The organism is Paenibacillus sp. JJ1683, from assembly GCF_053006485.1.
Genome location: NZ_CM129820.1, coordinates 1,828,938 through 1,844,546, shown reverse-complemented (window position 1 = coordinate 1,844,546; position 15,609 = coordinate 1,828,938). Strand labels below are relative to the sequence as shown.

At 45.4% G+C, this 15,609-nt stretch carries 14 protein-coding genes; 4 read left to right on the top strand and 10 right to left on the bottom strand.

Annotated elements, in window-relative coordinates; translation table 11 throughout:
- Positions 1–62: 62 nt before the first annotated feature.
- Both ACUC6J_RS07995 and ACUC6J_RS07990 read right to left on the bottom strand, forming a co-directional pair.
- Positions 63–1,223, bottom strand: coding sequence for an HD-GYP domain-containing protein (locus ACUC6J_RS07995; protein WP_019686832.1), 1,161 nt, complete (start codon positions 1,221–1,223; stop codon positions 63–65).
- Positions 1,177–2,631: a bifunctional metallophosphatase/5'-nucleotidase gene (locus ACUC6J_RS07990; RefSeq protein ID WP_447250047.1), complete on the bottom strand. Its 1,455-nt coding sequence runs from the start codon at positions 2,629–2,631 to the stop codon at positions 1,177–1,179. The genes ACUC6J_RS07995 and ACUC6J_RS07990 overlap by 47 nt, the downstream gene beginning before the upstream one ends.
- 273 nt (positions 2,632–2,904) lie before the next feature.
- On the opposite strand from ACUC6J_RS07990, the gene ACUC6J_RS07985 reads away from it, so the two are divergent.
- Positions 2,905–3,969 carry an HD-GYP domain-containing protein gene (locus ACUC6J_RS07985; protein WP_016819594.1) on the top strand — a complete coding sequence of 355 codons (1,065 nt, stop codon included), beginning with the start codon at positions 2,905–2,907 and terminating at the stop codon, positions 3,967–3,969.
- 171 nt (positions 3,970–4,140) lie between these two features.
- Here the strand turns inward: ACUC6J_RS07985 and ACUC6J_RS07980 are convergent, their stop codons facing one another.
- On the bottom strand, positions 4,141–4,995 hold the full coding sequence (locus ACUC6J_RS07980; RefSeq protein ID WP_016819593.1) for a manganese catalase family protein: 855 nt from the start codon (positions 4,993–4,995) through the stop codon (positions 4,141–4,143).
- Positions 4,996–5,222: 227 nt separating this feature from the next.
- Here ACUC6J_RS07980 and ACUC6J_RS07975 point away from each other — a divergent pair, with 227 nt between their 5' ends.
- On the top strand, positions 5,223–6,062 hold the full coding sequence (locus ACUC6J_RS07975) for a manganese catalase family protein (protein ID WP_016819592.1): 840 nt from the start codon (positions 5,223–5,225) through the stop codon (positions 6,060–6,062).
- 211 nt (positions 6,063–6,273) lie between these two features.
- On the opposite strand, the gene ACUC6J_RS07970 is transcribed toward ACUC6J_RS07975, so the two are convergent.
- The 7 genes from ACUC6J_RS07970 to ACUC6J_RS07940 form a co-directional block, all read right to left on the bottom strand.
- Entirely contained in the window at positions 6,274–6,636 is a 363-nt protein-coding gene (locus ACUC6J_RS07970; RefSeq protein WP_016819591.1) for a YmaF family protein, read from the bottom strand.
- Between the two features lie 257 nt (positions 6,637–6,893).
- Positions 6,894–8,291 carry a Fe-S cluster assembly protein SufB gene (gene sufB, locus ACUC6J_RS07965; RefSeq protein WP_447250046.1) on the bottom strand — a complete coding sequence of 466 codons (1,398 nt, stop codon included), beginning with the start codon at positions 8,289–8,291 and terminating at the stop codon, positions 6,894–6,896.
- A 30-nt stretch (positions 8,292–8,321) separates the two neighbouring features.
- A complete protein-coding gene (gene sufU / locus ACUC6J_RS07960) occupies positions 8,322–8,744 on the bottom strand; it encodes a Fe-S cluster assembly sulfur transfer protein SufU (RefSeq protein ID WP_045243944.1) in 423 nt (140 codons plus the stop codon).
- On the bottom strand, positions 8,734–9,957 hold the full coding sequence (locus tag ACUC6J_RS07955) for a cysteine desulfurase (protein WP_031463200.1): 1,224 nt from the start codon (positions 9,955–9,957) through the stop codon (positions 8,734–8,736). The genes sufU and ACUC6J_RS07955 overlap by 11 nt, the downstream gene beginning before the upstream one ends.
- The gene (gene sufD / locus ACUC6J_RS07950) at positions 9,954–11,258 is read right to left on the bottom strand and encodes a Fe-S cluster assembly protein SufD (protein ID WP_447250045.1); all 1,305 of its coding nucleotides are present in this window, start codon (positions 11,256–11,258) and stop codon (positions 9,954–9,956) included. The genes ACUC6J_RS07955 and sufD overlap by 4 nt, the downstream gene beginning before the upstream one ends.
- 23 nt (positions 11,259–11,281) lie before the next feature.
- The gene (sufC, locus tag ACUC6J_RS07945) at positions 11,282–12,064 is read right to left on the bottom strand and encodes a Fe-S cluster assembly ATPase SufC (protein ID WP_017425928.1); all 783 of its coding nucleotides are present in this window, start codon (positions 12,062–12,064) and stop codon (positions 11,282–11,284) included.
- Positions 12,065–12,456: 392 nt separating this feature from the next.
- A complete protein-coding gene (locus tag ACUC6J_RS07940) occupies positions 12,457–12,927 on the bottom strand; it encodes a Dps family protein (protein ID WP_013309551.1) in 471 nt (156 codons plus the stop codon).
- A gap of 309 nt (positions 12,928–13,236) precedes the next feature.
- Here ACUC6J_RS07940 and mtnK point away from each other — a divergent pair, with 309 nt between their 5' ends.
- Both mtnK and mtnA read left to right on the top strand, forming a co-directional pair.
- Positions 13,237–14,469, top strand: coding sequence for an S-methyl-5-thioribose kinase (mtnK, locus tag ACUC6J_RS07935; RefSeq protein ID WP_447250044.1), 1,233 nt, complete (start codon positions 13,237–13,239; stop codon positions 14,467–14,469).
- Complete coding sequence (gene mtnA / locus ACUC6J_RS07930; protein WP_447250043.1) at positions 14,466–15,575, top strand: S-methyl-5-thioribose-1-phosphate isomerase; 1,110 nt, start codon at positions 14,466–14,468, stop codon at positions 15,573–15,575. The genes mtnK and mtnA overlap by 4 nt, the downstream gene beginning before the upstream one ends.
- Positions 15,576–15,609: the final 34 nt, after the last annotated feature.

Below are 15,609 nucleotides of genomic sequence, written 5' to 3'. Positions count from 1 at the left end.
AGACGTATAATTATCATATCATGATGTGTAAAGTGTCTGCATGCTTTCTTCCACATCCTCTGCTAATCTACGTGAACTCCTCCGAAAGGACCGGTAGCTGCACCCAATGTGTTTGTAATCATAACCGAAAGGGATACGGACAAATCCACATCATAAGGCGCCTTCAGTTCCTGTCCATCCTGGTCTCTTACAATACGAATGACAGGCCTTTGCGGGATTTTGGGGTGTATACGCACTACGACTCCCTCTTCCCCTGTGTTGAGCACCACAGAGAGCCCCAGAGGATAAATAGCTACACAGTCACGAAAGGCTTCCAGCATCCGCTGCTCATACAGCGTTCCTGCCCCGGCGTATAGCACCTCCATCGCTTCATAAGGCAGCAAAGCCTGCTTGTATATTCGACTTGCCGTCATCGCGTCATACGAGTCCGCCAGACCGATCCATTTCGCATATTCGTGGATTTGGTCCTTTTTCCAACCATGTGGGTATCCACTGCCGTCAATACGCTCATGATGCTGTAATGCACAATGAGCTGACAACAAGGGAATCCCGGGTTCGTCTTTAAGTAGCTTATAGCCGATCACTGTATGTGTTTTCATGTGCTCATATTCCTCGTCCGTCAATTTACCCGGCTTATAGAGCACTTGAGGTGAAATCTTCATTTTACCGATATCGTGCAGTAATGAACCTATCCCTAGCTCCATGAGCTGGTTATTATCGTAGCCATTGGATATCCCCAGGACTAGTGAATACAAGCATACATTCAAAGAATGATGATACAAATCCTGATCCGCAGCCCCGATATCCATCAACATTATGATGGCATCCTGGCGGCCTCCAATATCGTCCAGAATGGATTCCATTACCTTATAAAAAGACTTGCCAAAATATTTGTGCTTATGATCTACGGAGTAGGATGACAAACCCTGAAACTGCTTTTTGATTTCCTGTAGCGCCGCCGCCCTTGTCTGTTCATGGATCATCTCGGGTATGACGATATCTTCTGTCACTGCATCCTCAATGTATACATATCCAATTCCGACTTGGCCTAGACGTTCAATCAATCGCGAAGTAAGCTCAACACCTTCCGAGAGCAGCACCATTCCATTTTCATTGTATATTTTTTTGCCCAGCTTCATGCCGGCTCTCAATAATGTAACAGGTACCAGTCGCAGCTTAATCCTCTCCCGATTGTTTTGATACCTGAAGCCACCTAGCTGCAAAACATTCTTCCATCGCGCCCGGACGCTTCAACTCCATTTCAATCAAATCCCGTAAAAATTCTGGAAGCATAAATTGGAGATCTGTTCCGTTCGCAAGCACCTTATAGCCTGCTTTGAAAGTGAACATATCCAACGTGCCCACTGTGTATTCCTCATCTTCTTCCAAGGTTTGACCCGCTACACGAATGTCCGTCACTTTTTCATAAGGAGCACGGTCCGGATCATACTGAATGGTCAACCCTTCCACACACATGGTGCCAAGTACTTTGCCTCTAAAGCCAAAGCCGGTCATGGGCTTGTCTGTAAATTCAGGCAGCAGGGACTGCTCCAGTGCCAACCGAATGTCTCTTCCCCGCAACTTCATAACACAGGGATTAATCGGCGATGGGCATAAGGAATGTAGTATTCCTTTGCTAATATCTCCTTGAGGCAACGGACCAAGCAGTTGACCTGCATTGACGAGGGCAATTTCGGTTCCTGTAAAATGGGATACCGATTGTGCCAGCAAATTCCCGAAAGGGGACTCCTCATTATAGGCGATCTCCAATTCCCGATCCGTTACTGCCACCGTGCTCTCCATGGCGCGTTCTGCTTGTCTGCGATGCAACACAATGGCCGATGCCACTTTTTCGTCCAGCAGCGTCTGATTCACAGGAACTACGCCGCCTGAGGTAACTCGAAACGGTTCAAGACTATGGTTACGGGTTAGTGTCACTTCACCGAGCAACGTTCCGAACTTCCCGGCCCCACATAGAACGGTGTTCCCGATCTGAAGCGGTTCCTCCAGCACATGGTGGGTGTGACCACCAAGAATAACGTCAATCTCAGGAAACTGGGACGCTAATTTCTCATCAGAGGGTAAACCCAGATGAGACATCACGACCACCACATCCACCTGCTTTCTGAGTGCCGCAATCTGCTTCCCCAGCACCTCAAACGGATCAAGCACATCCCAGCCCAACAATTGATAAAACTCTGTAAAAGGAGCCGTCACACCTAGTAAACCGATCTTGATTCCTGCTTTGTTCAAAATAACGGATTCCTTCATCCACGAAGGATTCCTCCCCGTAGCACGCTCTGTCAGATTGCCACATACAACTGGACAATGAATGCCTGCATATGCCTGTTCAATCATATCCGAGGTAAAAGTCAGTCCCTCATTATTGCCGATCGTAATTGCATCGTATCCTGTCAGATTAATCACATCCACATTTGTCCCACCGAGCGTTCCTTCCGTTTCGGGGGCCATCCGATCCATGTGGTCTCCTATGTCCAGCACAAGAAGCGCATCCCCTGATGCAGCTCTTCGTTCATTGATCATCGCGGCTATCGAAGGCATACTGCCAAAATGACTATGGATATCATTGGTATGCAAAATGGTCAACGTTTGCCGAGTCGTCATCTCCATAACCGCCCTCCTCTATATTTTATATATCGACTTTGGAGCTTCTAATGTTTAAGCATACCATGTTATTTAGCAATATGGTACATATGAGGTGGACATAGATAGTGAAAATCATTGACATTACCTTCTATATGTAACTCAGAGGTGACGGGTCCTTGGGACCTATTTTACAGCTTGGAATAATAGTAAATTAGTCGTTGTCATCCCATATAATTCTTGATATATTAAGTTTGTTTCGTATTTTCGACAAATTTACGACAATAAGGAGGTTAGCGCATGAGAGTTCACGTTACCGATGCCAAGCCGGGCGATCGCCTCAAATCCGATACATACAATGGGCATGGTGTGCCTGTCATGATACAGGGCACCGAGCTTCAGCATGACGATATTTCCAAGCTCATTATGCACGGTGTCGATTATATCGACATTGATGCTGGTTCTACGAGCATTCCGGTTGGCTTTGCCCCCGATGTTCCAGCTTCCCCCGAGTCCCTTAAACGCGCCGTTCCCCTCATAGAGCAGACGATCAGCGGCTTTGAAAGCATGTTCCTCGAAGCTTCCTCAACTGGAAAATTTGATGAATATCGAGTTGATGAGCTGTTCGGCCCTCTCGTTTCAGAACTGGCTCGTCAAAAAGATGTCGTATCTCTGCTGTTAATTATGGAACGAGGAGACCACTATACCTATAATCATTCTCTCCAAGTAGGCATACTGTCATATTACATTGCCACTTGGCTAGGATATACAGAGGAAGAGGCATATGCCGCTGGTAAAGCTGGATATTTACACGATATAGGCAAGTCCATGATACCGGATGAGATTTTGAACAAACCGGGTAAACTGACACCTGAAGAATTTCATGAGATGAAAAAGCATTCTCTGTATGGCTATGATATTATTCGCAATTCAACCAGCGATGAGATTTCAGCAATCGTCGCCTTGCAGCATCACGAGCGCGAAGACGGAAGTGGGTACCCCCATGGACTGTTCAAGGAAGAAATTCATCCTTTTGCCAGCATAACAGCTGTTGCCGACGTATACAGCGCGATGATTTCCAATCGTGTGTATCAGACGAAGCAGGAGTTGCTGACTGTATTACGCGAGCTGCACAGTATGAGTTTTGGACATCTAAATCCAGAAACTACTCAAGTGTTCATCAGACATATGCTACCGAATTTTATTAATAAGCAAGTTCTATTGACTACAGGCCAGACAGGAACCATTATTCTGAACAATCCTGTGGATTACTTCAGACCGTTAGTAAGAATTAACGACGATGAATATATAGATTTATCCAGGGAACGCCATGTATCCATTGATGAGATTTATCTGGAATCCTGATCTGCCACTGCCACCCCGCGTTACTTTGTTTGTATGGAATGATTGTTCGAAGCACAGGTTACACGAATGAAAAGAGACTGTCCTTAATCCGTAGGTTTTTCCTACAAGGGACAGCCTCTTTTTGTATTACGGATATAAGCCTAATTACTATCTGTATTTTTATATTTAATCCTAGGAGTTAAGATCTTGTAGACCTGGGCTATGTTCATTAGGCAATTCAGGCATATACGGAAGAGGAAAGCCTTCTGGAGGGTCAATGACATTCAAATCCCCACCGTTTCTGCTTGGAGTTTGCCCATTGAATATTTCTCCAATACGGGTAGAGTCCAATCGAAAATTAAACTGTGCATTGTGAAAGCCCATTTCAACATACTTCCGACATTCTGGATACTTGTTAATATCGTAGTTTGGAACCGGGAACAATTTTCCCCAATCCACTCCAAGTGTCTCTAATGCTTTGGCAAATGCATTTTGATGAGCATTATCCCGTACAATCAAAAAAGCCAATGTTTCCCGAAATGTTTTGTTCGAGCTCATTTCGTAAATTCGAGATTTTTGCAGAACCCCTGTAGATTCGAGTACGAGATTATCAAGCAAATCACTAATCAGATTACCGTGGGAATAGACATAACTGCCTAACCAAGGATTTCCACTTGCATCAACGGGTAAGGAACTTTGAGCTCCCATAATAAAATGATGAGGATTGGCATGTTTTATCGCTTCATCCAAAGGAGCATGATCAACTCCAGCATCGCCGGCTTGGTCTTCACCTGAGCCAGTCAGAAGTTGATTTATGGTATGTTGGACCAGTTCAACATGACTAAGCTCCTCTAGAAAAACTCCTCGTATCAAATCTCTATACTGTACAGCGTTACCACGAAAATTATTACTTTGAAAGAAAAACTGCATCATGGTACGCATTTCTCCAAATCGACCACCCAATACCTCCTGAATCACTTTTGCAGCAGCTGGGTCGGGTTTATCAGGTACTATTAAGTTAATTAAATCTTCTTTATAAAAATACAATACCAAAACCCCCTTAGAGTTTTATTTTGAAGTGAAACATATGCTACCCTTTTTTATCATTTTTATACAAGTCAAAGAACCAGAAAAGTTATTTTCATGAAGGCTCCTATCATTCTAGTAGTATTAGGGGATTTTATGGTTAGGCAGATCCTCGTTTTGTTGCGCATTGAATGGGTTAATATAGCTTGGATTCACTAAACTGCTTTTAACCTATAGGAGGACTAATTATGTTTAGACATCAAAAAGAGTTGCAGTTCGAAGTGAAAGTAGAGCGACCTGACCCTCTATTTGCCCGACAGGTACAAGAAGTTTTGGGAGGCCAATTTGGAGAAATGACCGTGATGATGCAATATTTGTTTCAGGGGTTTAACTGTCGCGGTGATGAAAAATATAAAGATATGTTAATGGATATTGGAACAGAAGAAATAGGACATGTGGAGATGCTGTGTGCTTTAATTAGTCAATTACTTGATGGGGCTAAACCAGAAGATCAGGAGCAAGCTGCCAAAGACCCTGTTACAGCTGCCATTATGGGAGGAATTAACCCGCAGCACCTGCTGGTCAGCGGTCTTGGTGGATTGCCTACTAATTCCAATGGAGTTCCATGGAATGGTTCTTACATTGTGGCTAGTGGCAATCTTTTGGCAGATATGCGGTCCAATCTGCATGCAGAGAGCCAAGGTCGATTGCAGGTAGCCAGACTATATCATATGACGCAAGACGAAAGCGTTAGGGCTACATTACGGAAAATGCTAGCACGCGACCGCTATCATCAATATCAATGGATGGCGGCAATTCAAGAATTAGAAGAAAAAAATGGTGTTGTGGTACCGGCTTCCTTCCCTCCTGAAGCAGAGCAAGAATCTCAGCCTGAAGCATATGAGTTTTGGAACTTGTCAGAAGGCGAAGAATCTAGTGAAGGTCTGTGGGCAACAGGAAGTGCGCCGGATGGAACCGGAAGCTATGTATACATCTCTAACCCCATTGCCAAAGGACAGATCTATAATGCCAAAATACCAGCAACCGAGTTGCATCATGACTTAGACCATAAAACTTCAGATAAATAAATATGTAGAAGCGAGCTGTCCCAACTTTTGGGGCGGCTTTGGCTTTTTGTCGACCTATTAAGGATCTGTAAACCCACTTCAAACGTAAACACGTATTTACACGTAACCAAAAAAAATAGAAGAAGACGAACTTAAAAAGTTCGCCTCCTATACTAGCAGGAGATCCGAGTCGGTACACAATCGGCCTCTGCTTCAGTCAAACCATCGTTCATTAAACAAGAGGTTCCTCAATCAATGTTGCGAAATTAAACTGGTGTACATGACCATCATTTAATGTAGTTTGGCCCGTAACGAAATGTACGTGTTTTCCATTTCCGACTGGAATAGCTGGTCCTGTTCTAATCCTTCTCAGATTATGAAAATGGTTCACAAAATCAGTTTTCGTAAGATCAATTTCGTGGACATGACTTCTTCCAACTCGAATCGCTTGCCCAGTAACACCTGCAAAGCGGTGGTTATGTCGGTCTGCGCCTGCTTCAGCCAGTTTGGTACTACCTTCAAATTCATGTACATGCCTCTGTGTCTGTTTAGCTGAGATTGTTTTCTTCTTGACTACAGGTTTATTCTTCTGCATCCGTTGCCTGCCTCCTTATGTTTTGCAGTTTTTACAATATCCTATTAAGCAAGCATAGTTACGTGCTAGGCGATTATCTGCAGTCCTAACAATAAATTTTTGGTTTCACATGGCATTAGAAAAAAAGAAGAAGACGAACTTAAAAAGTTCGCCTTCTACATTTAAAAGGAAATTCGAGTCGGCACAAAATCGGCACGACTCGGATTAAACAGCTTTAATTACCTCAAGTACCTTGTCTCACCAAGGGTTACCGCGTTTTAACCGATACTACCTTCCATTTCGAACTTGATCAAGCGGTTCATTTCTACCGCATATTCCATCGGTAGTTCTTTGGTGAACGGCTCAATGAAGCCCATAACGATCATTTGTGTTGCCTCAGCTTCGGTCAGACCACGGCTCATCAGATAGAAGAGTTGATCTTCCGATACTTTGGACACCGTTGCTTCGTGCTCAAGTGTAATATCGTCATTCATGATCTCATTATAAGGAATAGTATCTGAAGTTGAGTGATTATCCAAAATCAACGTATCACACTTAATATTCGATTTTGCACCTTGAGCCTGACGACCAAAGGAAGCTAATCCGCGATACGTTACTTTACCACCGTGCTTACTGATCGATTTGGATACAATGGTGGATGTAGTATCTGGTGCCAAGTGGATCATTTTCGCACCTGCATCCTGATGCTGGCCTTTGCCTGCAACAGCGATGGACAAGACCATCCCTTTCGCTCCACGACCTTTCAATACAACGGCAGGATACTTCATTGTCAGCTTGGAACCGATGTTGCCATCAACCCATTCCATCGTTGCATTTTCTTCAGCAACCGCACGTTTAGTTACCAGGTTGTAAATGTTTGGTGCCCAGTTCTGAATCGTTGTGTAACGAACGCGTGCGTTTTTCTTACAAATAATTTCAACCACAGCACTATGCAGCGAGTTCGTGCTGTAAATTGGAGCTGTACAGCCTTCTACATAATGCACAAAGCTGTCTTCGTCAGCAATAATGAGCGTACGCTCAAATTGACCCATGTTTTCCGAGTTGATACGGAAGTAAGCCTGCAATGGAACTTCACATTTCACACCTTTAGGCACGTAGATAAAGCTACCGCCTGACCATACCGCACTGTTCAGGGCCGCAAACTTATTGTCCGCAGGAGGTACGACTGTGGCAAAATACTCTTTCAGAATCTCAGGATGCTCACGCAACGCTGTATCGGTATCCATGAAAATGACACCCTGCTCTTCCAGGTCCTTTTGCATGCTGTGGTAGACAACCTCGGATTCATACTGTGCGGATACACCAGCCAAAAACTTTTGTTCCGCTTCAGGAATCCCCAGTTTATCAAAGGTTTCCTTAATTTCTGTAGGAACCTCTTCCCACGTTTTCCCTTGCTTCTCGGAAGGTCTTACATAGTACTGGATATCATCGAAATCCAGTTCATCCATGTCTCCGCCCCATTTTGGCATTGGCATTTTTTCAAATTGCTTCAATGCTTTCAGACGGAACTCCAACATCCAATCCGGTTCACCCTTAATTTTGGAGATTTCCTTTACAATTTCCGGAGTGAGACCCTTACCTGTTTGGAAAATGGACTTGTGCTCGTCACGAAAGCCATACTTATACTCTTCCATTTCCGGTGCTTTCTTGGCCATGTTTCTCAAACCTCCTCTGTTCTATTTAAATTATTTATCTTCGTCAATCCCTTTGCGCAGCGCGTTCCAAGCCAATGTCGCACATTTAATGCGAGCCGGGAACTTATTGACCCCTGACAAAGCTTCCAATTCTTCATAATCATCAAATTCGACCGCTTCGCCCTTCATCAGAGAGGAGAAGCGACTCGCCATATCCAAGGCCTGATCAATCGTTTTTCCTTTGACCGCTTCTGTCATCATCGAAGCCGAGGACATACTAATCGAGCAGCCTTCGCCTGTAAAACGGGCATCCTCGACTACGCCGTTTTTCGTTTTGAGTTGAAGGGATATCCGGTCACCACACGTAGGATTATTCAAATCCACTGTAACAGCATCGTCCTCAAAACGTCCGCGATTGCGCGGATTTTTATAATGATCCATAATCACGCGTCGGTACAAGTCATCAAGTTGCATCGCCAAAATACTCCTTCGTTTGGATTAAGGCGCTGACCAGAGCGTCGATATCCTCTTCCGTGTTATAGAGGTAAAAGCTGGCACGTGCAGTTGCACTGGCTTTCAACCAGCGCATCAATGGCTGGCAGCAATGATGGCCCGCACGTATGGCCACCCCTTTGCTATCCAGTACAGTAGCTACATCATGCGGATGCACATCATCCAAGTTGAATGTTACAAGCCCGACATGACGTTCAGCAGGTCCGTAGATCGTCAAACCCTCCACTTCACGGAGACGTTTGAGTGCATAATTCGATAGACGGCTCTCATGCTGTGCAATGGCGTCTAGTCCGATGCTTTCCAGAAAATCAATGGCAGCTCCCAAGCCAACTGCCCCAGCAATAATCGGGGTGCCACCTTCGAATTTCCAAGGTAGCTCCTTCCATGTGGATTCATACAATCCCACATCGTCGATCATTTCACCGCCAAACTCAACGGGCTCCATGTTTTCCAGCAACGCCTTCTTGCCGTAGAGTGCACCAATTCCTGTAGGAGCACACATTTTGTGACCAGAGAAAGCATAAAAATCAGCATCTATGTCTTGCACGTCTACTTTCATATGTGGCGTACTTTGTGCACCGTCGACAACGATAACTGCACCTTTGCGATGTGCAATAGCAGCAATCTCTTTGACCGGATTCACAACGCCAAGCACATTGGAGACATGCGCAATCGCAACAATTTTTGTGTGTTCTGTGACGGTTTTCTCCACGTCTGCAAGATCAACGCTACCGTCCTCTTGAAGCGGAATATATTTTAAAGTCGCACCAGTGGCTTTGGCTACCTGTTGCCACGGAATCAGATTACTGTGATGTTCCATCGGAGTAATGACAATTTCATCACCCTCCTTACAGTTAGCTCTACCGTAAGAAGAAGCCACCAGATTCAGCGCGGTTGTTGTCCCGCGTGTAAAAATGATTTCCTGACTGCGCTTGGCATTCAGAAAACGGGCTACCTTCTCCCTCGCACCTTCATAAGCATCCGTAGCACGGCTACCCAAGGTATGCACACCACGGTGTACATTCGAATTATCAAACTCGTAATAGTGCTTGATCGCCTCGATGACCGCTAGCGGCTTTTGCGAAGTGGCCGCATTATCCAAATAAACCAGCGGATGACCGTTAATCTCCTGATGTAAAATCGGGAATTGTTCACGGATCAATGCAGTGTTCATTGGCCTAACTTCCTTTCAACAAGGCTTTGCAGCTGATGTTGAAGTCCTTCGAGCGGAATTTCAGATACGACAGGTGCCAGGAAGCCATAAATAATCAATCGTTCAGCTTCTGCACGGCTAATTCCGCGGGACATCAAGTAATACACTTGCTCACGGTTAACCTGACCAACCGAGGCTGCGTGTCCAGCCGTTACATCATCTTCATCAATCAACAGGATCGGGTTAGCGTCACCACGTGCTTTCGGGCTGAGCATCAGTACACGCTCCGTTTGCTGACCGTCTGCTTTGGTAGCGCCTTTTTCAATTTTCGTAATTCCGTTAATGATGGAAGATGCTTCTTCACGCATAACTGCGCGTGTAATCATCTGACTAGAGGAATTTTTACCAAAATGCTGTGCTTGTGTCGTATAGTTCAGCTTTTGTGAACCAGAACCTACAGCAATAACCTTGGCATCCGAGTTGGAGCCATTGCCTTTGAGCACAGACATGGTATTGCTCGCTGTATTGCCGTTGTTCATTTCGCCTACAATCCATTCGATAGCAGCGTCATTTCCGAGCGTGGCACGACGAATGGAAATATCCGTTACTTGCTCTCCAAACTGATGCACTGTCGCGTAGCGTACTTTAGCGCCTGCATTCGCAACCACTTCTACCGCACCGTTATGAAGAACAGGTGCCGCCAAATCTGCAGATACATAGTTGTCTACGTACGTCACTGAACTATGGTTTTCAGCTATGAGCAGCACATGCGGCGCAAAAGTTGCAGTCGCATCATCCGTGAGGAACACAGCTTGAAGCGGTACGTTCAGTTCTACATTTTTAGGCACATAAGCAAATACTCCACCGTTCCAGAGTGCTGCATGCAATGCCGACAATGAATTTTCTTCAGCCTTAATAACAGTGTTCAGATGAGCTTTGACCAAATCAGCATGCTCTTTGACCGCCGTTTGCAAATCCGTGAAAATGACGCCTTGCGCCGCCAATTCCTCGCTCAGCTTCACGTATACCGCACCGGAGTTGCGCTGGATGATCAGACCGCCCTCTTGCTGTTCTTTAACCAGATCAGCAATGGCTGTAGGAACCTCGCCTACAGATGCAATGACCTCGCTCAATTTATGTTGACCGTAATCGTTTAAATTCCAACGTTCGATTTTTGTTTTTTCAAATACCGGAAGCTCCAGTTGGCCTGCAAGCTCAAGTGCTTTTTGTCTGTCTTCGGCCAGCCAAGATGGCTCGCCATTACGTTCGGACAGAACACGCAGTTGCTCGGAATCTACCGGAAGGATTGTTTGTGTTGTCATCAGTTTTCCTCCTCGCTTCCGGCTTACGCCTCTTGTCCTACAGTTTCATCAACGATACCCAGCTCTTCCTTGATCCAGTCGTAACCGTCCGCTTCCAGACGCTCAGCAAGCTCAGGACCACCGGATTTAACGATACGTCCTTGCATCATTACGTGTACATAATCTGGTTTGATGTAGTTCAACAGACGTTGGTAGTGAGTAATCACAAGGAAGCCACGGTCTTCAGAACGCATAGCGTTTACGCCGTTAGCTACGATTCTCAAAGCATCGATATCCAGACCGGAGTCAATTTCGTCCAGAACGACAATTTTGGGATCAAGCATCATCATTTGCAGAATTTCATTCCGCTTTTTCTCACCACCGGAAAAACCTTCGTTCAGGTAACGGTGAGCAAACTCAGGATTCATTTCAAGCTCTTTCATTTTGCCTTCCATTTGGCGGATAAACTTAATCAGGGAAATCTCTTGTCCTTCTTCACGGCGCGCGTTGATAGCACTACGCAAAAAGTCGGAGTTTGTTACCCCTGCAATTTCACTTGGATACTGCATCGCCAGGAACAATCCTGCACGTGCACGCTCATCCACTTCCATATCCAGCACGTCTTCTCCATCCAAAGTTACTTTGCCATCTGTGACTTCATATTTAGGATGACCCATCAAAGCAGATGCGAGCGTACTTTTACCCGTTCCGTTAGGACCCATGATGGCGTGGATTTCTCCGCCCTTCATTTCGAGGTTAATCCCCTTCAAAATTTCTTTACCTTCAATGGTCGCTTTGAGACCTTCAATCTTAAAGTTTGTAGCCATATTCGCAATACCCTCCAAAAAATGTAGTGTGGTGTCGAAATCAGAAAGATATTTAAACAGGGGAGCCCCCTGATTTCAAGCAAATGTAATAATTAAAAATTTATTTATAATCATTCTAAACTGATTCTCAATGATTCTCAAGTTATTTTATAATAAATATCTTTAAGGGTGCAACCAACAGACGCACGTTATCCACCTTTCTTCATAAAATGTTCATCCTACCAATCACACAAATGGCAAAATACATCCTTCGAATGATTACATAGTTATAGTGTAGTACAAAAACCATGGGATACATAATCTCTTTTTTAGCCATAAAAACGCTACTGACAGCTTGACGTCAGTAGCGTTTTACATGTAAAGCGGTTATTTTAGTGCGAAAGCCTGATGAGTTAGCCCAAATAAGAGCGAAGCATCCACATGTGTTTCTCCAAATCTGCTTTGTAGCCGATCAGCAAATCTGCAGTAGGCTGGTCGGAATTACTTTCCGCCAATTCGATACCTTCCTGAAACTCCTCACATACCGTCGCAAAATCCTCAATCAGGGTTTGCACCATTTTTGGAGCATCTTCATTACCGGTAGCCTCTTGAATTGAGGACAGCTCCAGGTATTCCTTCAATGTTGCGGAAGGAGAACCTTTCAAGGCAAGCAAGCGCTCGGCAATCTCATCCATTTTCAATGTCACTTCATTGTATAATTCTTCGAATTTAACATGGAGTGTATAAAAGCTGGAGCCTTTCACGTACCAGTGATAGTTATGAATTTTCACATATAACACATTGAGGTTAGCGACTTGACGGTTTAAAAGTTCCTCCACCGATTTGGTTTGCGTATTTTTCGAGTTACTTGTTGTTTTAGCCATCATAAATCCCTTCCTTTTTCATCAAATTGACTTTCAGAAGCGTTTACGTATCCATCACCGTCCCTGCTGACGGTAAGACGCCAGCGGGCATTTGAATATCACCTGCCGGACGTCTGTTTCATATTTACCCTTTCTATACAGAGACGAAACAAAAAGAAGAAGCCCACCTCTTCCAATCCATCATAAAAAAAATGTACAAAAATTCAGTGATTTTCGTTATACTTTCTCTATCCTATCAAAATACTTGGTTTAATATTGTGATTTTTTTTCTTACCATTTACATGTGCGCAATTTACGGAGGTGACCTCATTGTCCAAATATCATCCCTTAACGACCGAAGAAGCAATCGAATTCGTGAAGAACATTCCCGGATTTTTTAGCCAGGAAGCTCATCTGGAATGCCGAGAAATCGGCGATGGCAACTTAAATCTGGTTTTTCATATTACAGATTCCAAATCTAACAAGAGTATCATTGCCAAGCAGGCACTTCCCTATGTAAAAATTGTGGGTGAATCCTGGCCGTTGTCGCTGGATCGCGCCCGTATTGAACGCGAGGCACTTCAGCAGGAGCACCGGCTTTGCCCCGAATTGGTTCCTGCGGTACTAGGCTATGACGATGAGCTTGCGTTAACCGTGATGGAGGATCTTAGCTCACACACAATCATGCGTAAGGGGCTAATTGAAGGCAACACATACCCTCTTTTTGCTAATCATATTGGCGAATTTCTGGCACGCACGCTCTTTTTCACCTCAGATTTGGGCATGAATCAGCAGGCTAAAAAAGAGCTGGTTAAACGCTTTATTAACCCTGAACTCTGCAAAATAACTGAGGATCTGATTTTGGATGAACCCTACCGATTTTCAGATAATAACAACTATGGTATGTACATTGAAGACGAAGCAGAGGCACTCCGTACAGATCAGTTGCTTCATCTGGAAGTAGCTTTGCTGCGAGAAAAGTTTATGACACGAACAGAAGCACTGCTACACGGCGACCTTCATACAGGCAGTATTTTTGTAACAGCTGAATCGACTAAAGTCATTGATCCTGAATTTGCCTATTACGGCCCCATGGGGTTTGATATCGGAGCAGTCATCGCCAATCTGCTGTTGAACTACGCAGCACAGCCCGGATGGACTTCTAGCGAGACTTCGCTAAAGGAACGACGTGACTGGCTCCTGGAGACTGTCATTCAAGTATGGGAGCAGTTTGAGAGCAGGTTTCGTACACTGTGGAACGAGCACGTCACCGATCATTTGGCACGTACACCCGGATATCAGGACTTATACCTCCAGAAAGTACTGCAAGATACGATTGGCTTTGCAGGGTGCAAAGTGATCCGCCGGATCATCAGCCTGTCGCATGTGGCGGATATCGATACCATTGCCGATCCTGATATTAAGGAAGCTGCGGAACGTCTCGCGTTATCGATCGGAAAAGCCTTGGTTCTCCGCAATCGCGAGCTTCATTCGATCCGGGAACTAGAAGACATTGTTCGGACAGCAACAGCGACCCAAACTAAAGGAGCATCACGCATATGAGTGAAAATAAAGAATCTCTTCCCGCATCCTCCCATGAAGCAACTGTGTCTGGACAGGCTCTAACTTCACTGGTGTGGAAGGGAAACCACTTGTCCATGCTGGATCAGCGTCTACTGCCCGAAAAGATAGTCATGCTGGATTTATTCACCACCGAAGAAGTGTGGGATGGCATCCATGCCATGAAGGTACGGGGCGCCCCCGCCATCGGGATGGCCGCAGCCTACGGTGTGGTGCTGGGGGCTACCTCCTATCGCGGCAATGACGCTGCTGAGTGGCTGGAGCATGTACACGCGGTGTGCAGACATTTGGCTACCTCACGGCCGACTGCCGTAAATCTGTTCTGGGCTCTGGACCGCATGAAGAAGCGAGCCGGCGAACTCGTCACAGAGGCTGAGGTGGGCCAGATCGAAGACTGGAATGCAGGGCTGGAGCGTGAAGCTATAGCCATTCAGGCAGAGGATGAAGAAGTTTGCCGCCTAATCGGCATCCATGCTTTACCTCTGTTCGAGGATGGGATGGGCGTACTCACTCATTGCAACGCAGGCGGCTTGGCAACAGCGAAATACGGAACAGCGCTCGCGCCTATGTATTTGGCTCAGGAGAACGGAATCCACCTGAAAGTATTTGCTGACGAAACCCGCCCCGTATTGCAGGGTGCGCGTCTGACCGCCTTTGAGCTTCAGCAGGCAGGCATAGATGTCACCCTGCTCTGTGACAATATGGCAGGCATGGTGATGTCTAAAGGATGGGTGCAAGCAGTCATTGTCGGTACAGACAGAGTCGCCGTTAATGGGGATGTGGCCAACAAAATCGGCACCTATAGCCTGGCAGTGTTGGCGAAGGCGCATGGTATACCTTTTTACGTTGCTTCGCCACTATCTACCATTGATTTACAGACCGCTACAGGCGCAGATATTCCGATTGAGGAGCGTTCTGCGGAGGAAGTTACCGAGAGCTTTGGCAAAAGAACTGCCCCACAAGGTATCAAAGTCTACAACCCGGCTTTCGACGTTACACCACATGAGTACATTACCGCCATCATTACCGAAAAAGGAATTGTCCAAGCCCCCTTTAGCGAGAACCTTACCGCTTTGTTTGCCGATTAATTGTTCTTGCAGGTTATACACTTCGTATATAATT